General features: G+C 60.8%; 17 protein-coding genes. 9 read left to right on the top strand and 8 right to left on the bottom strand.

What is annotated here, in order from left to right; all coding sequences use genetic code 11:
• Positions 1–91: 91 nt before the first annotated feature.
• The 4 genes from ACA064_RS09495 to ACA064_RS09480 are packed head-to-tail and all read right to left on the bottom strand — an operon-like array spanning position 92 to position 6920.
• Positions 92–2542, bottom strand: coding sequence for an efflux RND transporter permease subunit (locus tag ACA064_RS09495; RefSeq protein WP_497674206.1), 2451 nt, complete (start codon positions 2540–2542; stop codon positions 92–94).
• Positions 2543–2569: 27 nt separating this feature from the next.
• Positions 2570–3646: a WD40/YVTN/BNR-like repeat-containing protein gene (locus ACA064_RS09490; RefSeq protein ID WP_497673119.1), complete on the bottom strand. Its 1077-nt coding sequence runs from the start codon at positions 3644–3646 to the stop codon at positions 2570–2572.
• A gap of 47 nt (positions 3647–3693) precedes the next feature.
• Positions 3694–5058 carry a DUF1329 domain-containing protein gene (locus tag ACA064_RS09485; protein ID WP_497673118.1) on the bottom strand — a complete coding sequence of 455 codons (1365 nt, stop codon included), beginning with the start codon at positions 5056–5058 and terminating at the stop codon, positions 3694–3696.
• A 32-nt stretch (positions 5059–5090) separates the two neighbouring features.
• Positions 5091–6920 carry a DUF1302 domain-containing protein gene (locus ACA064_RS09480; protein ID WP_497673117.1) on the bottom strand — a complete coding sequence of 610 codons (1830 nt, stop codon included), beginning with the start codon at positions 6918–6920 and terminating at the stop codon, positions 5091–5093.
• A gap of 315 nt (positions 6921–7235) precedes the next feature.
• On the opposite strand from ACA064_RS09480, the gene ACA064_RS09475 reads away from it, so the two are divergent.
• Positions 7236–9230, top strand: coding sequence for an alkyl/aryl-sulfatase (locus ACA064_RS09475; protein WP_497673116.1), 1995 nt, complete (start codon positions 7236–7238; stop codon positions 9228–9230).
• A 42-nt stretch (positions 9231–9272) separates the two neighbouring features.
• Here ACA064_RS09475 and ACA064_RS09470 read toward each other — a convergent pair whose 3' ends face one another.
• Complete coding sequence (locus ACA064_RS09470) at positions 9273–10325, bottom strand: AraC family transcriptional regulator (RefSeq protein ID WP_497673115.1); 1053 nt, start codon at positions 10323–10325, stop codon at positions 9273–9275.
• Positions 10326–10535: 210 nt separating this feature from the next.
• Between ACA064_RS09470 and ACA064_RS09465 the strand changes: the two genes are divergently transcribed.
• Genes ACA064_RS09465 through ACA064_RS09455 form a run of 3 tightly spaced genes read left to right on the top strand, consistent with a single transcriptional unit; the run spans position 10536 to position 13694 of the window.
• Positions 10536–12197 carry a GMC family oxidoreductase gene (locus tag ACA064_RS09465; protein WP_497673114.1) on the top strand — a complete coding sequence of 554 codons (1662 nt, stop codon included), beginning with the start codon at positions 10536–10538 and terminating at the stop codon, positions 12195–12197.
• Positions 12166–12525, top strand: a complete 360-nt coding sequence (locus ACA064_RS09460; RefSeq protein WP_497673113.1) for a hypothetical protein — start codon at positions 12166–12168, stop codon at positions 12523–12525. The genes ACA064_RS09465 and ACA064_RS09460 overlap by 32 nt, the downstream gene beginning before the upstream one ends.
• 59 nt (positions 12526–12584) lie before the next feature.
• On the top strand, positions 12585–13694 hold the full coding sequence (locus tag ACA064_RS09455; RefSeq protein WP_497673112.1) for a CaiB/BaiF CoA transferase family protein: 1110 nt from the start codon (positions 12585–12587) through the stop codon (positions 13692–13694).
• Positions 13695–13806: 112 nt separating this feature from the next.
• Here ACA064_RS09455 and ACA064_RS09450 read toward each other — a convergent pair whose 3' ends face one another.
• The 3 genes from ACA064_RS09450 to ACA064_RS09440 form a co-directional block, all read right to left on the bottom strand.
• Positions 13807–14358, bottom strand: coding sequence for a DUF2889 domain-containing protein (locus ACA064_RS09450; RefSeq protein ID WP_497673111.1), 552 nt, complete (start codon positions 14356–14358; stop codon positions 13807–13809).
• Entirely contained in the window at positions 14355–16133 is a 1779-nt protein-coding gene (locus ACA064_RS09445) for an arylsulfatase (RefSeq protein WP_497673110.1), read from the bottom strand. Before ACA064_RS09445 ends, ACA064_RS09450 begins: the two co-directional genes overlap by 4 nt.
• Positions 16134–16262: 129 nt before the next feature.
• The gene (locus tag ACA064_RS09440) at positions 16263–17705 is read right to left on the bottom strand and encodes a coniferyl aldehyde dehydrogenase (protein WP_497673109.1); all 1443 of its coding nucleotides are present in this window, start codon (positions 17703–17705) and stop codon (positions 16263–16265) included.
• Positions 17706–17945: 240 nt separating this feature from the next.
• On the opposite strand from ACA064_RS09440, the gene ACA064_RS09435 reads away from it, so the two are divergent.
• The 5 genes from ACA064_RS09435 (at position 17946) to ACA064_RS09415 (ending at position 23656) form a co-directional block, all read left to right on the top strand.
• Positions 17946–18731, top strand: coding sequence for an enoyl-CoA hydratase/isomerase family protein (locus ACA064_RS09435; RefSeq protein WP_497673108.1), 786 nt, complete (start codon positions 17946–17948; stop codon positions 18729–18731).
• A 33-nt stretch (positions 18732–18764) separates the two neighbouring features.
• Positions 18765–20012: a thiolase family protein gene (locus ACA064_RS09430; RefSeq protein WP_497673107.1), complete on the top strand. Its 1248-nt coding sequence runs from the start codon at positions 18765–18767 to the stop codon at positions 20010–20012.
• Between the two features lie 11 nt (positions 20013–20023).
• Entirely contained in the window at positions 20024–21181 is a 1158-nt protein-coding gene (locus tag ACA064_RS09425; protein ID WP_497673106.1) for an acyl-CoA dehydrogenase family protein, read from the top strand.
• Between the two features lie 72 nt (positions 21182–21253).
• The gene (locus ACA064_RS09420; RefSeq protein WP_497673105.1) at positions 21254–22030 is read left to right on the top strand and encodes an SDR family NAD(P)-dependent oxidoreductase; all 777 of its coding nucleotides are present in this window, start codon (positions 21254–21256) and stop codon (positions 22028–22030) included.
• A 39-nt stretch (positions 22031–22069) separates the two neighbouring features.
• Positions 22070–23656, top strand: coding sequence for a class I adenylate-forming enzyme family protein (locus tag ACA064_RS09415; protein WP_497673104.1), 1587 nt, complete (start codon positions 22070–22072; stop codon positions 23654–23656).
• Positions 23657–23880: the final 224 nt, after the last annotated feature.

Below are 23880 nucleotides of genomic sequence, written 5' to 3'. Positions count from 1 at the left end.
GCCGCGACACGACAGGGAGGAGTACGCGAGAGACCGCAATGGGTCGATTTCTGCCTGTCACGACAGGCAGAAATCGGCCAAAAGCAGACACTCAGCCTCGAAGGCATCGATTTATCTCACCATCTTTTAAAAGGAAATGAGACAGCGCCGGGATCAGCACCAACGCCCCGACCATGTTCCAGATGAACATGAACGTAAGCAGGATGCCCATGTCGGCCTGGAACTTGATCGGCGACCAGGCCCAGGTAATCACGCCAGCGGCCAGGGTTATACCGACCAATGCCACGACTTTGCCGGTAAACGCCACGGCGTTGCGATAGGCCTCGGTCAAAGACAACCCAGCACGTTGCTGCGCCAATTGCACGCTCAGCAGGTACAGCGCGTAATCCACACCAATCCCCACACCGAGGGCGATAACCGGCAGCGTGGCGACTTTCACCCCCATACCCAGCCAAACCATCAACGCTTCGCAAAGAATCGAGGTCAGCATCAACGGCACTACCGCCACGACCACTGCGCGCCAGCTGCGAAAGGTAATGAAGCACAACACTATCACGGCGCCGTATACGTACAACAACATGGTCCGATTGGCATCCCGCACGACGATGTTGGTCGCCGCTTCGATCCCGGCACTGCCGGCGGCGAGCATGAACTGGCGTTCGCCGTTGCTGTGTTCGCGGGCAAAGGCTTCGGCCACTTGCACCACGCGGTCGAGGGTTTCGGCCTTGTGATCGGACAGGTACGCCACGATCGGCATCATCGAACAATCGTTGTTGAACAGATCGGGACTGCTGACCGAAGCCTGCTGCGCACCGTAATTCAGCACGTTCTGGTTGCGCGCGATGGTCAGCCACTTCGGGTTGCCTTCGTAGGAACCGGCAGTGATCTGCCGCACCGCGTTGACCAGCGACACCGTAGTTTGCACGCCGGGTTGCTGCTGCAACAACCAGCCCAGGCGATCGGCTTCCATCAGGGTTTCGTATTTCAGGCAGCCTTCGCTGGGGGTCTTGAGCATGATCGCGAACTGGTCGCTGGACAGCGAATAGTTGGCGGTGATGTAGGCGTTATCGCGGTTATAACGCGAGTCGGAGCGCAGTTCCGGAGCACCGGGATCGAGGTCGCCGATCTTCAGATGATGGCTGACAACAATCCCGCCCACCGCCAACAGGCCAGCCACCGCAACAGCGAATGTCGCCCAGCGGCGCTCGGTGAACTTGTCGAGGAAACTCCACAGCGCGCCCATGCCTTTGCCGCGCAGCTCTTGATTCTCTGCACGCAGGCTACGCTCGGCCGCTTTGCGACTCACCCCCCAATAAGACAACAACACCGGCAGCAGCACCAGGTTGGTAAAAATCAGCACCGCGACGCCGATGCTGGCGGTGATCGCCAGGTCCTGGATCACCGGAATGTCGATCAGCATCAACACCGCAAAACCCACGGCATCCGCCAGCAGTGCGGTGAGGCCAGCGAGAAACAAGCGGCGGAAGGTATAACGCGCGGCGACCAGTTGATGAGTGCCGCGCCCAACGTCCTGCATGATCCCGTTCATCTTCTGCGCGCCGTGGGACACGCCGATGGCGAACACCAGGAATGGCACCAGAATCGAGAACGGGTCCAGCGCGAAGCCGAACACTGCGACCAACCCTAATTGCCAGACCACCGCAATGACCGAACAAAGGATCACCAGCGCCGTGCTGCGCACACAACGGGTGAAGTAAAAGATGATCGCCGTGGCAATCAGCGCAGCGGCGCCGAAGTACAACATCACCTGCATCAGGCCATCGATCAGGTCTCCGATCAGTTTGGCGAACCCAATGACACGAATCTTGATCGGGCCTTTTCCTTCCTCACCCGTGACGCGCACGCCACCTTCAAACTCATACTTGTCGCGCAGTTTCTCTTCAAGGGTTTTCGAGAACTGGTGATAGTCGATGCCCTGCCCCGTGACCGGGTCTTTCTCCAGCAGCGGCACGAAAATCATGCTCGACTTGAAGTTGTTGCCGATCAAACTGCCGACGATGCCCGAACGGGCGATGTTCTGCCGTAATTGCTGCACGCTCTGCGCCGAGCCGTCATAGGAATCGGGCATCACCGGGCCGCCCTGGAAGCCTTGCTCGGTCACTTCGGTCCAGCGCACCGCCGGGGTCCATAGCGATTTCATCCAGGCCCGGTCGACGCCCGGCGTCACGAACAGTTCGTCGTTGATCTCCTTCAAGGCATCCAGATAGTGCGGGTCGAAAATGTCCCCGTTGCTGCTCTCCACCACCACCCTCACCGCGTTGCCCAGACCGCGCAGGGCCTGACGGTTTTCCAGGTAATTTTTGATGAAGGGCTGGCTCTGGGGAATCATCTTTTCGAAGCTGGCATTGAGCGTCAGCCGAGTCGTGGCGAAAACGCTCAGCGCCACCGTCACCAGCAGGCAGGCCAGCACCACCATTAGGCGGTTGTTGAAAATCAGCCGTTCCAGGGCATTGCCGGAGCGGGCGTCGAAGCCCTTCAGCTCACGGATGACCGGCATTGTTTCGAGTTCGTAGTGACCCATCATGGTGTTCTCTATGTAATGCCGGGCTTATTCGAGAGGCAGCTGCCGCAGGCCACGGGTGCCCGCGAGCACCAACGAACCAGTGCTGGAAACCTGCGCTGCGGCGACCGGGGCCAGTGCGGTGTGCGGCTGGAGCTGAAAACTCGCACCGTCGTCGGTGCTAATCAGTACATGACCGGCCTGGCTGACCAGCACGATCCGGCCATCGGCGGTGACGCTGCTGGCCGTAATGCTCAGGGGCAGGCCGAGGTCGATCTTGTTCCAGCTCGTCCCGCCATCGGTGCTGCGAAAGACGTTGCCGCGCAGGCCGAACACCAACGCTGCACCGGGCTTGCCGGTAATGCCGAAAAAGCTGCCGTTATAGGGCGTGGGGGTCGCGTTGAAGCGACCGCTCGCGCGGTCCAGTTTCATGACCAGGCCTTGCTCGCCGACGACGAACAAATCATCCCCTACCGGCCGCAGTGCATAGAGATTCAGCGCACTGGGGTTGTCGGTGTGTTCGAGCAATGGCGTCCATTCGAGACCTCCGTTGTCCGTGCGTAAAATCAAGTTGAACGCGCCGACGATGTAGCCGACCTGATCGTTTTCGAACCAGACATCGAGGAAGGGTTTATCGGCGCCCTCTTCGACCATGCGTTGAGCGTCGCTGAACCGTGCTTGCAGGTCCACGTCATCCGGTTGTTTGGCGAGTTGCTGCTGGTAGTATTTGAGCATGATCGGGCCAACCTCGCGCCCGTCCAGTTGCCGCTTCCAGGTCTGCCCCGCGTCGCGGCTGTGCAGGACCACGCCATCGTGCCCTACCGCCCAGCCTTGTTGTGAGTTCGGAAAGTGCACGGCGACCAGGTCGGAACTGACCGGCACCTGCGCCTGCTGCCAATGTTGGCCGGCATCATCGGAATACAGAATGTGCCCGCGTTGGCCCACGGCAACCAGCCGTTCACCGGCCTGGGTCAGCCCGGTGAGCGTCGCCTGCGCAGCCAGATCACTGCGTATCGCCGGCGTGTCGAGTACATCGGCAAACTCACCGGCAATCACGGGGTGGGTAAACGGAACGGCCATCGCTGCCATCAGTGCGGTCAGCAGAAACCACTTGATCATCGTCATTATTATTATCTCGGGGTGCACACCACAGCTCCTACAGGGTCGGGGGTTTAGCGGATACCGGTACCGGCCAGCGACTCGGCGGACCACTGAGCCTTGGACAGTGGGTCGATGTACTTGAGGCCACCGTAAGGACCGTAGAAACCGTTCATGTTGTAAGCACCGGAAACCAGGTCGTAGAGCATGTGGTTGATGGTGTCCGGGGCCTGCACGTCGTAGCTGTAGGTCAAGTGCGAGAAGCCGCCACGGTAGAGCTGGCCACGGCCGTCATACTCGTCGGACGCCAGAGCGATCCAGCTGTCTTCGTCGAGGTAGAAGGTGCGCTTGCTGTAGATGTGGCGTTTGCCCGGTTTGAGAGTGGCCTCGACCACCCACACCCGATGCAGCTCCCAGCGCAGCAGGTCGGGGTTGACGTGGTTGGCCTTCATCACGTCGGCCGCGTCTTTGTGGTAACTCAGCTTGTAGGTGTTGTACGGCACGTACAGTTCTTTCTTGCCCACCAGTTTGAAGTCGTAACGGTCCATCGCACCGTTGAACAGGAACGCGTCGTCGTAAGTCGCGGCGCCGACGGTGCCCGGGTTCGGTGTGTCGTAAGCCAGGTCCGGCGCCAGTTTCACCCGACGTTGCCCCGGCAGGTATTGCCAGGCGCGACGAGGCTGCTTCAACGGGTTGACCGAATCCATGAGCAACAACGCTTCACCGGCGCGACGGGCCGGGCCGGAGTAAGCCAGTTTGATTTTGTAGAACACCTCATCGGCCGACACCGGGCCAACCGGGCGTGCCGGCGAGTACAGCGGGTATTCGATGAAGAAGTTACCGGTGGAACTCAAGGATGCAGCGCCGGAGGAGTCAACGTTCCAGGAATCGTACTTGTTGGTCATGGCCACGCCTTGATAACGCAGCAAGTGGTTCCACATCGCTTCGTTACCGTCAGCCGGGATCGGGAACGGCACGCCCGGCAGGACATTTTCCAGGCTCAGGCCACTGTCGGTGGTCTTGGCGGTGACGGCGTTTTTCGCGGTGTTGTCCAGTACCCCTTGAGGCAGTGCAACGCTGCGGTGAGTCGGATACACGTCGAGGCGATAGGACGGATAACGAGTGAGCAACGCCTGGGCTGTCGCGGTGAGTTTGTCTTTCTGCTCGGCAAGGTTTTTTGTGGTGATCACCAGGCGCGGCTTCTCAGCGTCGAAGGGGTCCGGGCGGAACGAGTCACCGGACTTGAACCCGGCCGGGATCGCAGTCAGGCCTCCGGTGTACGCCGGAATGCTGCCATCGGTGTTGGCGGCTTTGTCTGCGCCGACCAAGGTCAGGCTGGTGCCGAGTTTAGCGGCCTGGTCGGCGCTGACTGCCGCATGAGCGGAGCCTGCGACGGTCAGGGCCAGGGCGCTGGCCAATACTGATTTGACGAAATTCATAGGGTGTCTCCTGTTGACTCACAGCTCTTGGATCAGAGGGTGGTTTTGAAAGTGAAAGTGACCATGCCGCGATCCTTGAGCTGGGCCACGGTACCGGCAAACGCTGTGGTCTGACCGGGAACGCAGTTGTATTGACCATTGGCGCCGGGAGCGGCACCGTCGCCCCGAGTTCCGGCACTGCCGGCGGAGTCGCAGGTGTCGAAGTCGCCGAAGTTGTCGACATACTTGAGATCGAAGCGGTACTGACTGCGCACGTCCATGCCGACGCCGACCGAGTAGCTGCCGGTGCCTTTGTTGCCGCCCAATTGCACGGAGGATTGACCCGCGAGGCCGACGTTGTAGCTGACCGGCATGAACATATCGATGCCGGGGAATACCTGGTACCAGGTCGGGTTGAAGTTCATGCCGAGGATGTAATTGTCCCTGGAGACCTTGTCGACGCCGTCATACCAGTCCTCGCCCTTGAACAGTTGCTTGTTCTCGGTGACGTCCAGCCAACGGCTGTAGCCAAGTTCGACCAGCAACGTGGAGGAATCCCAGAGCGGGGTATCGCCGAACGTCGTCAGGCCGTTAAGCACCGCATGCACGGTGTTGCCGCGCGCCACGCCGTTGTCGCCATCGAAGCTGCTGATAAAGCCAGGTGCCTTCGCCGCCCCCAGGGTCGGGTTGACGGTGGCCGGAACGCTGGACAACGGCATGTTGTGGCGATAGTTGAGGTCGAAACCGACGCTCACGCCTGCAACGCTTTTGGACAGGCTGAAGCCATAGACATCGATGTCGTCGACGTAGAACTGGTTGTAGCTGCCGGCATTGCCCGAAATCAGCTGAGCCGGTCCGACAGCGGTCGGTTGCAGCACCAGATTGGGCAGGATGTCCGAGGTTTTGCGGTAGTAAACACCCAAGGTGCCGTCGAGCCACGCCGGGCTCCACTTGGCCATCAGGCCGAAGTCACCGTGGTTGTCAGGCGTGTACGTGTGGCCATTGGTGAGCCGCAGGAACTGATTGGCGCCCAGGGGACCGGGCGAACCGAAACGAGGATTCTGTGCGGCGATCAGCGACAGGTTATGGCCGCCGCTCTGGATGCCGTCGTTGAAGCCCAGGTACGTGCCGGACTCCGGCAGGCGAGCCGCGTCCCAGTCGAGGAAGTACTGCGCGGCCAGGGTCAGTTCCTGGTTGACGGTGAAGCTGGTGGACAGCTGGTTACGCGGGATGAACAGCTCCTTGGCTTCGGTGCCCGGTACGGCGAGTGCCTTGGACAAATCCAGACCCGATTGGCCGTAGCTGTTGCCATGGGCGAAGGCCAGGATGCTTTCGCCCCAGTACTGGGTGTGCTTGCCCGCCTTGCCACTCAGCAGCGATTCGTCGCCGATCTCGGTGCTGCCGAAGACAAAGGCGTCGAGGATCTCCGAGGACGGACCGTTGTAATAACGGTCGGCATAGCCGCTCTGGTGCCGCGAATCGGGCGTGCCATTATTGAGCTGGTTGGTCGATGGGTTATCACTGCCGACATCGTCATAGGCATGGTCATACCAACTGTTGGCGCTGACCCGAAAGCCCATCTGCTTTTTGTACACCACGTCCAGTTCCGACAGCACGTCGAGGCGCTGGGCGACGGGGCTGCCGGAGGAAAAATTGCGGTCGCCGTCGTTGTTGTTCCACGCGTTAGCCAGCTTGCTGTTCGGGGCTTCGACGCGCTGGGCGTAATTGAACTTGAATGTATTGTCGAAACGTACCGACAAGTCCTCGTTACCCGTATCGAACTCGAACGCCTGCACGGGCGTCATCCCCAGTCCGGCGAGAACCGCCGAGGCCAGAAGCCCGCGCCGCAGATTTGTTTGGCAGATCTTATTGTTGTTATTCATCTAGCGTGCTCGCCTTCTCTGTGGGTTCACGAAAAGTCATTCAAGAAAAAATGCCGCTTCCGGCTGTGCGCCCTGCTCTATGGAGCGCATGCCGGATCGGTCGAGGCTGTTGTATCGCGAGCGATGGGTGGGTCGCCGGTCAATTGCGCCAAATCATCGGTCAGCGCAACGTGATCGTGAAAAAGCGCTGATGCCGCTTTGGATGGACTGGCAATCGGGCGGTATTGACCGGCCTGTTTCGGTCATCGGCTGTAGAACAGTAGTCGAGCGGTCCGGCCTGCGCCGACCAACACCACTGACCTGAAAACAGAGCCCATGAAAAAGACCCTTCCTGTTCTGCTGTTACCGACGTTGCTGGCGAGTCTGATCAGCCAATCCGCCCTGGCCCTTGTCGAGCCGAAATCCGCCGAGCCCGCCACCGTGGCGGCCAATGCTGCGACCAGTCAGATGCTGCTCAACATGAATGGGCAAAGTGAGGCCGACATCAATCGCGGCTTCATCGCCAGCATCCCGGACGCCGAGACCCTGACTGCCGACGGCAAGGTGATCTACAGCCTCAAGGGCTATGAGTTCCTCAAGCCTGTTGCCGGTCCAGCCACTGTCAACCCAAGCCTGTGGCTGCAAGCGCGCAAGTCCATGGCCAACGGTTTGTACAAGGTCACCGAGGGTTTCTATCAGGTGCGTGGCATGGACCTGACCAACATGACCATCATCGAAGGCAAGACTGGGTTGATCATCATCGACCCGTTGATGACGGCCGAAACCGCCCGCACCGCACTGAATCTCTATTACGAACATAGGCCGAAAAAACCGGTGCTGGCGGTGATTTATAACCACAGCCACGTCGACCACTACGGTGGCGTCAAAGGCATCGTTGATGAGACGGACGTCAAGGCCGGCAAGGTGCAGATCATCGCGCCAGTGGGCTTCATGGACCATGCGATTGCCGAAAACGTCATGGCCGGCAACGCCATGAGCCGTCGCAGCGAATACCAGTTCGGCACCACCCTGCCCCGTGGCGATCGCGGCCAACTGGACCTCGGCGGGGCGAAGGCGCTGCCCAACGGCACCATCACCCTGATCCCGCCAACCCGTGAGATCAGCCAGCCGATCGAGAAGCTGGAAATCGACGGCGTCGAGATCATCAACATGCTCACACCGGGCACCGAAGCGCCGGCGGAGATGGTTCACTACTTCCCGCAGTACAAGGTGCTGGACACCGGCGAGCTGGCCTTGCAGACGCAGCACCAGCTGCTGACCCTGCGCGGCGCGGAAATCCGTGACAGCCAATCATGGGCCAAATACCTCAATGAAGCCTTGCAGCGTTTCGGTTCGGACACCGACATCCTGGTCGGCCAGCACACCTGGCCGGTGTTCGGTAAGCAGCAGGTGAACGGTTACCTGAGCAAACAGCGTGATCTGTACAAATGGCTGCACGACCAGTCTTTGCGTCTGGTGAACAAGGGCTACAAACCGGTGGAGATCGCTGAGTTCATGCGTCAGAACGTGCCGTCGAGCCTCGCCAATGAATGGTTCGCCCGTGGTTACTACGGTTCGGTGCAGCGCAACGCCAAGGCGGTTTATCAGCAATACATGGGCTGGTACGACGCCAACCCGGCCAATATGGACGCTTTGAGCAACGCTGATTACGGGCGCAAGTTTGTCGCTTATGCCGGTGGTGCCGATGCGCTGCTCGCTCGGGCTCAGTCTGACTACAAGGCCGGTGAATACCGTTGGGTGTCTCAGGCCATGAGTCATCTGGTCGACGCCGAGCCCACCAATCAATCGGCGCTGGAGCTGTTCGCCGATGCCCTGGAACAACTCGGTTACCAGGCCGAATCGGCAGTGGAACGCAACAGCTACCTGACCGGTGCCATGGAACTGCGCAGTGGCGGCAAGAAAGTCCCGTCCCCGCTGCGCACCGCCAGCCCCGACACTATTCGCGCACTGTCCATCGAGAACATCTTCGACCTGCTCGGCGTACGCCTCAACGGGCCAAAAGCCGAGGGCAAGCACATCGTGATGAACTGGAACTTCAGTGACAGCGGCAAGCACTACCTGCTCAACCTGGAAAACTCGGCGCTGACCTACTCCGCCGATCGCAGCGCACCGAACCCGGACGCCACACTCACCTTGAACCGCGACACCCTGAACGCGATCATGACCCAGCAGCTGACACCGCAGCAGGCGATCCAGAGCGGCCAATTGAAAATCGAAGGCAACCCCCAGGCCTTCGGCGGCCTGCTGGGATTGATGGACAGCTTCTCACCGAACTTCGAAGTCATCCTGCCCAACCCACCCGCCCAGTAAAGCTGTACATCGATCCCCTGTAGGAGCTGCCGAAGGCTGCTCCTACAGGGACTGTGCCCGAAAATCCGTCGGTGATAGCCCGGTCCAGCGTTTGAAGGCGCGGGTGAAGTTGCTAGTGTCGCTGAACCCCAGCAAAAAGGTGATTTCAGTCACCGGGCGCGACGCCTGGCTCAGGTAACTGCACGCCAGTTCCTTGCGAGTGTCATCCAGCAATTGCTGGAAATTCGTCCCTCGCTGGGACAGCTTGAGCTGCAGTTTGGTCGGACTCATGCACAGCGCGCTGGCGACCTTGTCCCGGGTGCAATCGCCGTCGGGAAGGAACTCGATAATCTTCTGAGTCACCCCGGTGATGACATCGCTTTTGTCCAGCCGCGCCAGGTAACTGATGATGATGTTGTCGTTGACCTGGGCCAATTCCGGGCAGGAACCGCTGAGCACTTGCGTAAGGTCAGCCTTGTTGAACACCAGCAGGCCGAATTCCTGGCTGAGCACCACCGGTGAGCGGAACAGTACCTCGTAAGGCTGCGCCCCCTCGTGAGGCATGGGGCGATGCATCTCCACTCGCAACGGGCTGAACTCCTGCTTGTAGATCAGGCGCATGGTGCGGATCAGAAAACCGAAAAACGCATCCTCTGTCTCGCTGCTGAGTTCCACCAGGTACTCGAATCGCAACAGCACCTGCTCATCAACCTGACTGACGCTGATCTTGGCGACCTGTGAAACCAGCCGGAAGTAACGCTCCAGGCGTCGGCAAAAATCCATCAGGGTGCCACTGGCCGCCAGGGAATAGCCCAAGGCATGCAAGTGGGTCAAATGAATATGCTTGGCCACGGTCAGGCCGAAATACGGGTTGTTGGTCACGTCGACGCAAGCCCGGAACAACCGGGTCATGGTGGCGGCCGGCAGGCGGGTCATCGGATCGGTCGACAGGTCCGGCGGGATGCCCATGGCGCTGAAAATCCGTTTGCTGTCCACACCACTGGCGTCCAGCGCCCGGGCGATGGCTACGGTGTAGCTGCCGATGGTGGTGGGCTGCAACGCTTCTTCACGCAACAGTGCTTCGGTGCCGGGCGTATCCATTTTCGAACCTGACATTGGCCTGCCTGATAGAGATGCAAAAACCGATACTCGCTCCCGGGATGCGCCCCGGTCAATCACCGGCTCCGGGCTTGTCCCGGATGTTCCGGTGCTTGGCGCGATAGTCACCTGTCCCAGTGACCGTCGAATTGACTCTATTGACCAGTAGCGCCCCGGCCTTCTGCCCACAATGCGTTGAAGTTGTGCATCGAACAAAGAGAAGAACGCATGAACGAGAACACGGAATTCGATTACATCGTAGTCGGCGCGGGCGCTGCCGGCTGCGTCGTTGCCAGTCGCTTGTCGGAAGATCCGACTATTTCAGTCTGCCTGCTGGAAGCGGGCGGCCCGGATACGAATCCATTGGTGCACATGCCGGCCGGCGTTGCGGCGATGGTGCCGACCTCGATCAATAACTGGCAGTACCAGACCGTGCCGCAGTCGGGTTTGAATGGCCGGATCGGCTATCAGCCACGGGGCAAGACCCTGGGCGGCAGTTCTTCGATCAATGCCATGGCCTACCACCGTGGCCACCCCGAAGACTTCGACCGCTGGGCGGCCCTCGGCAACCCTGGCTGGAGCTACCAAGAGGTGTTGCCGTTCTTCAAGCGTGCCGAGCACAACGAACATTTCAAAGACCCGCTGCACGGCCAGAACGGCCCACTCAACGTGCGCTTTCACGCCTCGCCCAATCCGTTTGGCGAAACCTTCGTCGAGGCTGGCATGCAGGCAGGCTACCCGACTTGTCCCGATCAGAACGGCGTTACCATGGAAGGTTTTGGCCGCGTGCAGGTGATGCAAAAGGATGGGCAGCGTTGCAGCGCGGCCAAAGCCTACCTCACGCCTAATCGTCAGCGGCAGAACCTGCGCATCGAAACCCATGCCCACGCCGCGCGAATTATTTTCGACGGCAAATGCGCGGTGGGCGTCGAGTTCATGCAGAACGGCGTAAAACGCACACTGCACGTGCGCCATGAACTGATTTTGAGTTCCGGCGCCTTCAACTCACCGCAACTGCTGTTGTTGTCCGGCGTTGGCCCTGTTAATGAACTGCTGAAGTTCGATATCCCGGTGGTACACGAACTGCCGGGCGTAGGCCAAAACCTGGTAGATCACATCGATTACGTGCACTCCTACCGCGTCAAATCCCGTCACTTGATCGGCCTGTCGCTGGCCGGTGTCTGGGACATTGCCAAAGCCGCGATTCGTTACTGGCGGCATCGCAGCGGGCCGTTGACCAGCAACTTTGCCGAGGCCTGCGCCTTCGTCAAAACCTCGCCGGAACTGCGTCAGGCAGACATCGAACTGGCGCTGACCATCGCCATGTTTGCCGACCATGGGCGCACGTTGTATCGCGGTCATGGCCTCAGCGTGCACGCCTGCCTGCTGCACCCGAAAAGTGTCGGGCAATTGACCTTGGCCAGTGCCGATCCGATGAAGCCACCACTGATCGATCCGGCCTTTTTGACCCATCCCGACGACATCAAGACGCTGATCAAAGGCTATCGCGTCATCCAGAAGGTTATGGCGACCCCGGCCTTCAAGGCGTTCAACCCAAAGAGCGCGATTGACGCACCGATGAACACTGACGCCGAAATCGAGCAGGTCCTGCGCGACCGGGCCGACACCCTCTATCACCCAGTGGGCACCTGCAAGATGGGCGCCGATCCGATGGCAGTGGTCGACGCTCGACTGAGGGTGCATGGCCTGGAAGGTCTGCGCGTGGTCGATGCTTCGATCATGCCAACTATCATTGGATGCAGCACCACGGCGGCGACGGTAATGATCGGTGAAAAAGCCGCCGAGTTTATCCGCCAGGACCGCGCAGCCAGCGCCTCTACCCCATCGAGTGACGATCATGAATCCAGCACGCTTCATCACCCCGCATAAGCTGCTTTTGGTGGCAGCCGTTGTCGAACTCGCTACCGGATTGGCGCTGTTGTTCACGCCTGGGCTGGTCAGCAGTGTGCTGCTGGGGATTGACGAGACCGAGGTGACCAACCTGTTTGCACGGTTTTTCGGACTTGCCCTGTTTGCACTGGGGATTGCCTGCTGGCCCCGGCCGGTCAGCACCGCGGCGGTTAGGGCGATGCAGGTCTACAACGGGGCGATTGCGGTGTACCTGGCGTATGTCGGCGTGTTTGTCAGCAGTGGTTTGTTGTTGTGGCCGGCGGTGGTTTTCCATGGGGTCATGACCGTGTTGTTGTTCCGTCGTTAACGTCAAAAGATCTTTTGATCTTTTTCCCCCACTTTCTGTTGATCCAAAGGAGCACTCGCATGGGAGTACTGGACGGTGTTCGTATCCTCGAAATAGCTGGCATCGGGCCGGGGCCGTTTTGCGGCATGTTACTGGCCGACATGGGCGCCGAGGTGATTTTGGTCGAGCGCGCCGGCACCAAGGGCGCCGACATGCTTGACCTGGGCAAGCATGCCATCGTCAATCGCGGCAAGCAGTCGATAGCGCTGGACCTCAAGGACCCCGAAGCAATCGAAGCGGTGTTGCGTCTGATCGAAGGCGCCGACGCGCTGATCGAAGGCATGCGCCCCGGCGTCATGGAACGCCTGGGGCTCGGCCCCGACGTGTGCCTGGCGCGCAATCCGCGGCTGGTCTACGGGCGCATGACCGGTTGGGGTCAGCAAGGCCCACTGGCCCAGGCGGCCGGCCACGATCTCAACTACATCGCCTTGTCCGGTGCCTTGTGGTTCAGCGGCGAAGCCGGTCAACCGCCGATGGCACCGCCCACCCTGGTCGGCGATCTGGGCGGCGGCGCGCTGTACCTGGCGATGGGCATTCTGGCCGGCATCATCAACGCCAGCACCAACGGCGTCGGCCAGGTGGTGGACGCGGCAATTGTCGATGGCAGCGCCAACCTGATGAACCTGTTGCTGTCGGCGCACTCCGCCGGTCAACAGCCGCTGGAACGCGGTTGCGGTCTGCTCGATGGCGCGCATTGGGGCCGCACTTACGCGTGTGCCGATGGGTTGTTCGTCAGCGTGCAAGCGCTTGAGCCGCAGTTCAACGCCCTGTTGTTCAACAAGCTCGGGCTGAGTGATGACCCGGACTTCAACAACCCTTACGACCCGCGCCTGTGGGGCACCTTGCGTGAGCGCCTGGCGACGGTGTTCGCCAGCCAGCCACGTCAGCACTGGATCGAATTGCTGGAAGGCAGCGATGCCTGTTTCGCTCCGGTGCTTACGCCCGCAGAAGCCATGAAGCATCCGCATATGGCTGAGCGTGGGGTGTATTCGCGCAAGGAAGGTGTATTGCAGGCTGCACCCGCGCCACGGTTTTCGGCAACGCCTTCTACGGCGGGGCAAGTGCCAACGCGTGGCGAACACACTGCGCAGATCCTGCAAAGGGCGGGTATCCAACGCCAAAGCATCTGACTCACGCATCCCCTGTGTAGGAGCTGCCGAAGGCTGCGATCTTTTGATTTTGATTTTTAAAGATCAAGATCAAAAGATCGCAGCCTTCGGCAGCTCCTACAGGGGGATGTGGTTATTTCTTCAGGAATATGGCGACGGGGCTGTCCTCGCGCAACGCATGACAGGTATTGATCAACCGGCCGGCGGCGTTGCTATACGCGTTGGCGTCTTCTGCCGTACGCGGTGCAACCATGGCCCGGGCCATGGGGATGGTTTGAAACGCAGTGGTCGCGATCGGCAGCAGCAACTCGGTCAAATGCACGCACCCACCGATGCCACCGAACAGCTCCTTGATTCGTCGCGAAAACCCCGGGCCGATCCGCTCCCCAACCAGTTTTTCATAGGCCGGCATCGCACCGCGACACTCGCTGGTGGGCACGTCGGGCATGGCCACATGCACTTCGCGCACGATGAAGTCATCGTCCAGGGTGAGGCGGATCAGCATCCCGTGATAGGTCTGCCCCGCAGCCACGATTCGCCCTTCGGCGAGGGTCACCGGATGGGTCTTGTTGTCACTCAATCGACCTTCAATGTCCCAAAGCCCATCGGCCCGCAAAAAGCCCTGACACTCGACCTTGCGCCGGTGAATCAACCGGCGGCCCCACTCATCCACTTCGTCAATCATGATTCAGCACCCTTTTTGCGACGACGGCGCCATACCAGCACGCCAACCAACAGCACCGACACCGCCATGGCCGGCGGCGCGGCGGCCTTGAGTTTTGGAATGAGCACATGCTGCAAGGCGTACAACTGGCCCTGACGCTTGTAGTCGTATCCTGCCGGCATCGGCAGCACGCCGTTGACGCGCGCGTACTCGGCGTAGTCGGCCTGCATGCCCTGGAAGCGCTCCGGCATCTGCTGCTGCAAGTCGATCACTTCGCCGGGGTCGGTGGCGATGTTGTAGAGGTGCCACTGTTCATCGCCGACCGGCTTGAGGCTTTTCACCAGTTTGTAGTCGCCCTTGAACAACGCGGCACTGCCGGACAGTTCATAACCGATCGCCTGATCCTCCGGGTGCACCCGCTCGGAGCGGCCTTGTAGCACCGGCAGCAGACTGCTGCCGATCAATGGCTCGACGGCTTTGCCCTGGTAATGACCGTCGTGAGGTTGTACGCCGGCCACTTCCAGCAGCGTCGGGACAATGTCGGTGACGTGGCTGAAGGCCCTGGAAATCTGATTGACTTGAATGCCCGGCACCCCGGAAACGATCAGCGGTGTGCGCAACCCGCCCTCCCCGGCGAAAAACTTGTAGCCGCTCAACGGTGCTGCCGCCGCGCTGGCCCAACTGGGGCCGATGCTGGAGAACCCACCCTTGTCGCCAAGCCGGTCGATGTCGCGGGAGTATTTCACCTCCAGCCACAGCTTGAGGGCGAGGATGTCGTAGGGGTTGGTCGGTTCGCTGCCGTTATCGGAGAGGAACACAAACACCGTGTTGTCGTATTCGCCGGTGACTTTCAGATGGTCGATCAGGCGGCCGATTTCCAGGTCCATGGTTTCGCCCATGCCGGCATAGACCTCCATGCGCCGCGCTTCGTAGCGTTTTTCCTGATCGGTCAGTGCATCCCAGTCAGCGGTGCTGGCCATCGTCTGCATCCCGGCCCCGGCCGGAATCAGCCCCAGTTCCACCGCGCGATCCCGACGGGCGTTGCGCAGCGCCGTCCAGCCTTCGTCATAGCGGCCACGGTAGTTGTCGATGATGGCCTTGGGCGCCTGCACCGGGATGTGATTGGCCTGAAATCCGAGGTAGGCAAAAAACGGTTTGCCGTCCTGCCGATCCGCCGCGATGTAATCCATGGCCTTGTCGACGATAAAGGTCGAGGAGTAATAGTCCTTGGGCAAGTGTGCCGGCTGGCCATTCTCGAACCAGGCCGCCTTGTCGTACAGCGGCGCATAAGGCCGCTCCTCCCAGTTGTCCGAGCCGCTGTCGGCCTGGATAAACGAACGCTCGAAGCCGCGCTTGTTCGGCAAGGTGTCGGTTGTCTTGCCCAGGTGCCACTTGCCGGTGATATAGGTGTGATAACCGCTGTCCTTGAGCAGGCTGGCCACGGTGATTGCGTTGTCGTTGAGCACGCCGCTGTAACCGGGTTTACCCAAGTGTTCGGCGGGCATGGTTTCCGGCATGTTGCCGACGCCGTTGCGGTGATTGTCGACGCCGGTCAGCAGCATCGAGCGGGTCGGCGAACAGGATGCGGTGACGTGGAAATCGGCAAAGCGCACGCCTTCGCGGGCCAGAGTGTCGATGTTCGGCGTGGCGATTTCGCTGCCGAACGAGCCGACATCGGTGTAGCCCCAATCGTCGGCAACCAGTACCACGATGTTCGGGCGTTTGGGGGTGGCGAAACATTGTGGGGCGATTGCTAGACAGCACAGGGTCAGGACAAACGGTTTCAACGGGACCATTGACGGGTTCCTTTGCGCAGTGGCGAAAATCAAGATCAAAAGATCGCAGCCTGCGGCAGCTCCTACAGGGGATTTGTGTTCGACCCGGTCAATGTAGGAGCTGCCGAAGGCTGCGATCTTTTGGCGGCCTCACGGTTTCAACAAAAACCCCATCACCCGCCGAAACAACTTGCCGTAGGGCGGCCGCAGCAAGCCCATGACATCCCAGCGCGGCGGTGTGAATACGGCGCGCTGCAAACTGAATGCCCTGAATCCTTCCCCGCCGCGATAACGACCGAAACCCGAGTTTCCACAGCCACCAAACGGCAGGTCACTCTGGAAAATATGCTGCATGACTTCGTTGATGCAGGCCCCCCCCGAAGAGGTTAGGTCGAGCACTTTTTTCGCCTCGGCGCGGTCATGGCCAAAGTAGTACAGCGCCAACGGACGCGGTCGTGCGTTGACGTAGGCGATGGCTTCGTCGATGGATCGATAGCCACGAATCGGCAGCAGTGGCCCGAACAATTCCTCCTGCATCACCAGTGCTTGCTCCGGCGGATCCACCAACAGCGTCGGCGCGATCTTGCGCACGCTGGCGAGTTCTTCCCGGGCCGGGTTGACCTCGATGCAACGCACGCTCCCTGCCTGGGCGTCGGCCAGGCAGGTTTGCAGTCGCTGATATTGGCCAGGGGTGGCCATGGCGGTGTAATCCGGGTTGTCGCGCAGGGTCGGGAACATCTTGCGCAGCTCGACCTGCATGCTGGTCAGCAACTGCTCGAGGTCGTCTTCATGCACCAACACGTAATCCGGAGCGATGCAGGCCTGGCCAGCGCTGATGCCCTTGCCGCCCCAGATGCGCCGCGCGGCATCATCGAGATCGGCCCCGCGACCAATGATCGTCGGCGACTTGCCGCCCAGCTCCAGTGTCAACGGCGTCAGATTTTGCGCAGCGGCAGCCATCACCAGACGTCCTACCCGTGGACTACCGGTGAAAATGATGTGGTCCAGCGGCAAAGCGGAGAACGCCGCGCCGACTTGCGCGCCACCGACAAACGCCGCGACCTCGGTGTCGTCGAAATAGCGGGCCACTAATTCGATCAGCAATGCAGCGGTGGCCGGGGTGAATTCCGACAACGTGATCATCGCCCGGTTACCCGCGGCAAACGCTTCGGCCAACGGTCCCAAAGCAATGGCCACCGGGAAATTCCACGGCGCCATGATGCCGATAGTGCCTAGGGGCTGAAAGCGAATTTCAGCCTTGGCGCCCAGCCATCCAGCGCCCATTTCCGGGGTACGCCGTTCAGGCTTCATCCACCGCTGCACTCGCTTGCGCGCGTATTTGAGCCCGGCCACCGGCAGCAGCACATCGCTCATCAGCGAATGGTCATGGGAACGCCACGAGAAATCCGTGGCCAGTGCCTCGCACAACGCTAGCTGATTCTCCAGCACCAGGGCAATGACCCGGTCGATGCGATCGATGCGTAAAGCGGCCGAGGGCGGTCCGTCGGCAACGAAGGCTGCCTGTTGGCGCGCAAGCACGTCCTGCATGCGAGCAATGGTCACGTGGGCATCGAGGTGTTGGCTGCTGGCCATGACGTTCCTTGGGTGTTGATGATTGTTATCACCCGATGGTGGGCAACGCCCGCCCGGCGCGCCGGTCATCTGGACCCTTTCTCCAGTCTTTGGCGCAACCGCGTGAACGATCTTCCGCTGCCCCCCCCATCCAACGGACAAGCGCTTTCGTTGCAATGACCTGCGCCGACCTGGGTGGCATTCCTACTATCGGCTCATCAACTACGCCAACAGCGCGACTAACAATAAAGGGGAGTTGTCATGAGTGAAGATATCTTGTTGTATGAAATCGTCGGCCCGGTGGCGCGCCTGACGCTCAACCGGCCCCGGGCCATGAACGCGCTGAACCTGGCGACACTCGCCGAGCTCGAACGCAGCCTCACTGACATTGCGCTCAATGACGAACTGCGCGTGGTGATCCTCACCGGCAACGGCCCGGCCTTCTGCGCCGGTGCCGATTTGAAGGAAGTCCTCGCAGGCGAAAATCTGGCGGCGGGCGAAGCCGACTTCCTCGACCGCGCCAACCAGGTCTTTGGCCAGCTGCGCAACTTCCCCAAACCAGTGATCGCCAGCCTCAACGGCGTGACCATGGCCGGTGGCCTTGAACTGGCCATGTGCGCGGACATCGTGGTCGCCGCACAAACCGCCACTCTCGCCGATGCCCACGCCAACTTCGGCGTCTACCCCGGCGCTGGTGGCGCGGCGGTCCTGCCACGGCTGATCCCGTTGAACATGGCGATGTACCTGCTGATGACTGGCAAATCCCTGTCGGCCACCGAAATGAAGGTCTACGGCCTGGTGTGTGAAGTCCACGCCGACGCTGAACTCGCCGACGCCGCGCTGGCCTTGGCCAATCAGATTGCCAAAAAGAGCCCGATTGCCCTGCGCCGCATGAAAGAGGTGGCCCGCGCCTCCGCCGACAAGTCCCGCGACGACGCCTTGCAGCACGAGCAAGTGATGTTGCGCCAGCACCTGCGCACCGCCGATTTCCAGGAAGGCCTGCAGGCCTTCGGCGAAAAACGCGCACCGAACTTCAAGGGCCGCTAGGCCGCAACGTCTCCGAATCAGCAGGAACAAACAATGAACGATATCTACGTAGTGGGCGTTGGCATGACGCCGTTTGGCCGGTTGCTGGAGCGCAGCGTCTACGACATGGTCGACGAGGCCGTCGGCCTGGCGTTGAAGGATGCCGGCGCCACCACCGCTGACGTCGGCTCGGTGTACTACAGCACCATGACCAACGGTCTGTTGCAGGGCCAGACCGGTATTCCCGGTCCGATCGCCATGCGTCGCATCGGCATCGAAGGCGTGCCGGTGTTCTCGGTGGAGAACGCCTGTGCGTCCGGCTCCTCGGCGTTCAACCTCGCCACCCTCGCGCTGCGTGCCGGTCAGTGCGACATCGCCCTGGCCGTCGGTGCCGAGAAAATGAATATCCCGGACAAGGCGAAGATGTTTGCCGTGTTCGATGGCGGTTGGGATGTCTCCACCGTTGAGCAGAACAAACAAACTCTGCTGGCCATGGGCGAAGGCATCACACCGCCGCCGGGCACCGTTTCCGAACGCCCTTATAGCGTGTTCATGGATGTGTATGCCGCGATCTGCCGCAACCACATGCTGCGTTACGGCACCACGCAACGACAGATCGCCGCCGTCGCGGCGAAGAACCATCAGCACTCGGTGCACAACCCGCTCGCGCAGTTCCAGCAGGCCTTCAGCATTGATGAAGTGTTGGCCTCGCCACCGATTTGCTACCCGCTGACCACCCTGATGTGCTCGCCGATCAGTGACGGCGCCGCCGCCGTGGTGCTGTGCAACGCCGACGGTTTGAAGCGCTTGAAAAACGCCGGTGACCGCGCCGTTCGCGTGCTGGCCAGTGTGGTGCAAACCGGCACCAACCGTGGCCTGGATGAACCGGAAAAAATCGTCGCGCACCTGGCGGCGAAAAAAGCCTACGCCCAGGCCGGTATCAATCCATCCGACGTCAACGTCGCGGAAGTCCACGACGCCTCGGCCATCGGCGAAATCCTCAATGCCGAATCGCTGATGCTGGTGCCATTCGGCGAAGGCGGCCCGGCGGCTGAGCGCGGTGATTTCACCGTTGGCGGCCGGATGCCGATCAACCCGTCCGGCGGCCTCGAATCCAAGGGCCACCCGATCGGTGCCACCGGGCTTGGACAAATCCACGAACTAGTCACGCAGCTGCGTGGTGAAGCCGGCAAACGTCAGGTCGAAAGTGCCCGCATTGCCATTCAGGAAAACGGCGGTGGCCTGTTCGGCATCGAAGAAGCCGTGGTCGCCGTCAACATTCTCGCCAACAAGAACATTTAAGGAGCCCCCCCATGGGACACGTCATGCGCACCCCGGAACAACTCGAAGCTGTCGAGAGTTTCCGTCGCTTCCTGGCCGACAAGATCGACCCGGTGTTCAACAAGGAGTACCGCGACAAGTTTATCCCGCGTGAAAAAATGGCCGAGATCATGCGGCAACTCACCGAGTTCGGCATGATCTCCGGCGCCGTCAGCGAAGCCCATGGCGGGCTGGGTCTGGACTGGCCGACGATGATCATGCTTTTCGAAGAAGTCGCCGCGTGCTCGGTGGACTTGTCGACACCGGTGGTCATCAATTCCTTCGGCGCGCAGATGCTGGAAAAACTCGCCCCGGATCACCTGCGCGAGCGCTACCTGCCGGGCCTGATCAGCGGCGATCTGTTCGTCAGCGTCGCCATCTCGGAACCGGACGTCGGCTCCAACGTGCTGGAAATCAAGACCCGCGCCCGTCGCGACGGTGATGACTTCATCATCAACGGCGAGAAGACCTGGATCAGCAACGGCTCTTACTCCGACTTCCTGATCTGCACCTGTCGCACCGGCGATGACCCGCGCAAAGGCCTGACGCACTTTCTGCTGGACCGCAAAGAGCATCCGTACGAAGTGCAGAACATCCACAAGATCGCCTGGAACAGCCAGTCCACTGCGCAGATTTTTCTCAACGACGTGCGCGTGCCGGCCAGCAACATCATTGGCAAGGAAGGCGAAGCCCTGAAAAACACCCTGTCGTTCTTCGAGCGTTCACGGGTGTTTGTGGCGGCGCAAGGCCTGGGTATCGGCCGCCGCGCACTGGAAGAAGCGGTGCGTTACGCCAAGGAGCGCAAGCAGCACGGCAAGTTGATCGCCGGCCACCAGTTGATCAGCGCGATGCTCGCGGAAATGGCCACCAACGTCGACGCCGCCCGCCTGCTGACCTACCGCGCCGCCGAAATGATCGGCGCGGGTATCCCGGCAGAAATGGAAGCGGCCATGGCCAAGTATTTCGCCTGCGAAGCAGCTGTGACTATCGCCCGTCAGGCGGTGCAGATTCACGGCGGCGCCGGGGTCACCACCGACTTCCTGGTGGAGAAACTCGCTCGCGAAGCCATCGTCGTACCGATCCCTGAAGGCACTTCGCAGATTCAGCAACTGATCATTGGCCGCGCCCTGACCGGGGTCAACGCGTTCTGATCAGCCGCCCGTTCGACACCTGAAAACAACAACCCGGCCCCTGTGGGCCGGGCAGCGAACAAGGACACTTCCATGCGTATTCAAGACAAAGTCGTTGTCATCACTGGCGGTGCATCGGGCCTGGGCCTGGCGACCGCGCATTACCTGGTTGAAGAAAAAGCCGCCCGCGTGGCGATTTTCGACCTGAACACCGAAGCCGGCGAAAACGCCGTGGCCGAGATTGGCGCGGATCGGGCGATGTTCGTGCTGACTGACGTCAGTGACGAAGCCTCGGTGCAGAACGCGGTCGATGCGGTCATGGCCAAATTCGGCGCGATCCACGTCTGCATCAACGGCGCCGCCGTGCCGACCGGTTTCAAAGTGCTGGGCAAGGAAGGCAAGGCTGCGCCGCTGGCGCGTTTCGCCCAGGCCACCGCGATCAACCTTAATGGCGTGTTCAACGTCATGTCCAAGTGCGCCGAGCACATGGCCAACAACGAAGCCGAAGCAGGCGAAGAGCGCGGCGTGGTGATCAACGTGTCGTCCGGTGCCGCGTATGAAGGCCAGGTTGGTCAGTGCGCCTACGCCGCCACCAAGGCGGGGGTCATTGGCCTGAACATGCCCGCCGCCCGTGAGCTGGGTGCAATCGGTGTGCGAGTCAATGCCATCGCACCAGGACTGTTCCTGACCACCATGGTGGCAGGTCTGGACGAGAAGGTTCTGAACTCCCTGAAGGAGCAGATGGAAGCCCCCAAGCGCCTGGGCGACATGCGCGAGTTCGCCCATTGCTGCGCCTTCCTGATCGAGAACGCCTACATCAACGGCGAAACCATCCGCCTCGATGCCGCGTCGCGCATGCGCGCCCGGTAATCCGCGTTGCGATCTTCTTGAGCCATTAGAGCATCCACCATGAAAATGAATTTTTGCCGGGTCATGCGCTTGCTCGCGCTGCGTCATCGCGACCAGGAGGCGATCGTCAACGTCGAGCGCAATCGGCGTTTCACCTACGAGCAATACCACCTGCTGACCAACCGTATCGCCGACGTCCTGCGTACCACGCTGCAAGTATGCACGGGCGAACGTTTCATGCTGATCCTGGAAAACGACAACCTCAGCCTGATGATGTTTCCCAGCACCTTCAAGCAGGAAGGCACGGTGGTCATGACCAACCTGCGCGACCCGCTCGACGAGCACGCACGGCAAATCGACCTGGTCAAACCCCGGCTGGTGTTTCTCGAAACCCGCCTGCTGGACAGTTACTACGGCATGCTGCGCAGTCGCGGTTGCGACATCGTGGTGATGGACCCGCCCACTGCCGAGCAAGCCGCCCTCCCCGGCGTGCACAGTTTCTGGCCGTTGGTGGAGGCCGCGTCCGATCTCGACAACGACGTGACCCTCGATACCGACCAACACATCTGCATGTTGCGCTTCACCGGTGGCACCACCGGCAAGGGCAAGTGCGCGATGTACTCCATCGACAACTGGATGGCCTGTCGCGATGCGGCGTTCATCAACACCGATCTGGGGCTGTCCAGCGCCACCCGACTGCTGCATGTATCGCCGTTGTCCCACGGCACGATTATGCTGTTCTTCCCCACGGTCTACGGCGGTGGCACCAACATCACCCTGAACCAGCTGGACATGGAAAGCTGGCGGCAGATCGTCGAAAGCGAGCGTGTCACCCATTCGTTCCTGGTGCCGACTGTGCTGTACCGCTTGCTGGAATTGCAGCGCGCTGACCCGAAGGATTTCTCGTCCCTGACCACGCTGATCTACGGCGCCGCGCCCATGAGCCCGGACAAGCTCGGCGAACTGGTCGCGTGTTTCGGGCAGATTTTCGTCCAGGGCTACGCCGCCACCGAAGCGCCGATGATCATCGCATCGCTGGACAAGGCTGCTCACCAACCCGGCGATGCCGCTGCGTTGCAGCATTTGTCATCGGCCGGCCGTCCTACCCCCGGTGTCGAAGTGTTCATCGCCGACCCCGACGGTAACCCGCTCGCCGTTGGCGAAACCGGTGAAATCCGAATTCGCTGCAAAGCGATCATCAAGGGTTACTACGAGAACCCGGAAGCGACGGCGGCGGAATTCGCCGACGGCGCGTGGAAGTCCGGCGATCTGGGGTACATCGACGGCGATGGCTACCTATACATCGTTGACCGGCTCAAGGACATGATCATCAGCGGCGGTTTCAATGTCTATGCAGTGGAAGTCGAGGCCGCGCTGGCGGCGCACCCGTCGGTGCTGATGGCAGCAGTGGTCGGCATTCCGCACCCGGAATGGGGCGAAGCGGTGCACGCCGAGGTGATCCTGCGTCAGGGTGAAACGGTGACTTCAGAAGAGTTGATTGCCCAGACGCGCACTCGACTGGGCGGCTACAAGGCGCCGAAATCGTTGGTCTTCGTCGATGAACTGCCGACTTCGGTCGTCGGCAAAGTATTGCGCCGGCAAGTGCGGGAAAAGTACTGGCAGGGTTCGTTGCGCAAAATCAGTTGAAGTGCACACGGTCGGGTAGGCGCTGGCGAAGCCTGCGATCTTTTGGCGGCTTTGGGATCGCTGATAAAGCAAGATCAAGAGATCGCAGGCTGCGCCAGCTCCTACAGGGGGTTCGGCGCAAGTGCAGGCGCTACCCTCCTCTTGATGAGATGTCACTGGACATCTGAATCACTGGCACACTGTAAACCCCATGAAACAGCGGCCTACGGCCGAAAAACCAATTA

This window comes from Pseudomonas sp. LBUM1658 (assembly GCF_059716055.1).
Note: the sequence above shows the minus strand (reverse complement) of the source record. Positions and strands in the feature narration are given on the sequence as shown.

What these genes read in the sequence shown, in the direction of transcription:
- ACA064_RS09420 (WP_497673105.1), top strand. Translation starts at nt 21,254, where the DNA reads ATGCGTATTCAAGACAAAGTCGTTGTCATCACTGGCGGTGCATCGGGC.
- ACA064_RS09495 (WP_497674206.1), bottom strand. Translation starts at nt 2,542, where the DNA reads ATGGGTCACTACGAACTCGAAACAATGCCGGTCATCCGTGAGCTGAAG.
- ACA064_RS09445 (WP_497673110.1), bottom strand. Translation starts at nt 16,133, where the DNA reads ATGGTCCCGTTGAAACCGTTTGTCCTGACCCTGTGCTGTCTAGCAATC.
- ACA064_RS09465 (WP_497673114.1), top strand. Translation starts at nt 10,536, where the DNA reads ATGAACGAGAACACGGAATTCGATTACATCGTAGTCGGCGCGGGCGCT.
- ACA064_RS09460 (WP_497673113.1), top strand. Translation starts at nt 12,166, where the DNA reads ATGAATCCAGCACGCTTCATCACCCCGCATAAGCTGCTTTTGGTGGCA.
- ACA064_RS09430 (WP_497673107.1), top strand. Translation starts at nt 18,765, where the DNA reads ATGAACGATATCTACGTAGTGGGCGTTGGCATGACGCCGTTTGGCCGG.
- ACA064_RS09470 (WP_497673115.1), bottom strand. Translation starts at nt 10,325, where the DNA reads ATGTCAGGTTCGAAAATGGATACGCCCGGCACCGAAGCACTGTTGCGT.
- ACA064_RS09440 (WP_497673109.1), bottom strand. Translation starts at nt 17,705, where the DNA reads ATGGCCAGCAGCCAACACCTCGATGCCCACGTGACCATTGCTCGCATG.
- ACA064_RS09485 (WP_497673118.1), bottom strand. Translation starts at nt 5,058, where the DNA reads ATGAATTTCGTCAAATCAGTATTGGCCAGCGCCCTGGCCCTGACCGTC.
- ACA064_RS09480 (WP_497673117.1), bottom strand. Translation starts at nt 6,920, where the DNA reads ATGAATAACAACAATAAGATCTGCCAAACAAATCTGCGGCGCGGGCTT.
- ACA064_RS09435 (WP_497673108.1), top strand. Translation starts at nt 17,946, where the DNA reads ATGAGTGAAGATATCTTGTTGTATGAAATCGTCGGCCCGGTGGCGCGC.
- ACA064_RS09455 (WP_497673112.1), top strand. Translation starts at nt 12,585, where the DNA reads ATGGGAGTACTGGACGGTGTTCGTATCCTCGAAATAGCTGGCATCGGG.
- ACA064_RS09425 (WP_497673106.1), top strand. Translation starts at nt 20,024, where the DNA reads ATGGGACACGTCATGCGCACCCCGGAACAACTCGAAGCTGTCGAGAGT.
- ACA064_RS09450 (WP_497673111.1), bottom strand. Translation starts at nt 14,358, where the DNA reads ATGATTGACGAAGTGGATGAGTGGGGCCGCCGGTTGATTCACCGGCGC.
- ACA064_RS09415 (WP_497673104.1), top strand. Translation starts at nt 22,070, where the DNA reads ATGAAAATGAATTTTTGCCGGGTCATGCGCTTGCTCGCGCTGCGTCAT.
- ACA064_RS09475 (WP_497673116.1), top strand. Translation starts at nt 7,236, where the DNA reads ATGAAAAAGACCCTTCCTGTTCTGCTGTTACCGACGTTGCTGGCGAGT.
- ACA064_RS09490 (WP_497673119.1), bottom strand. Translation starts at nt 3,646, where the DNA reads ATGACGATGATCAAGTGGTTTCTGCTGACCGCACTGATGGCAGCGATG.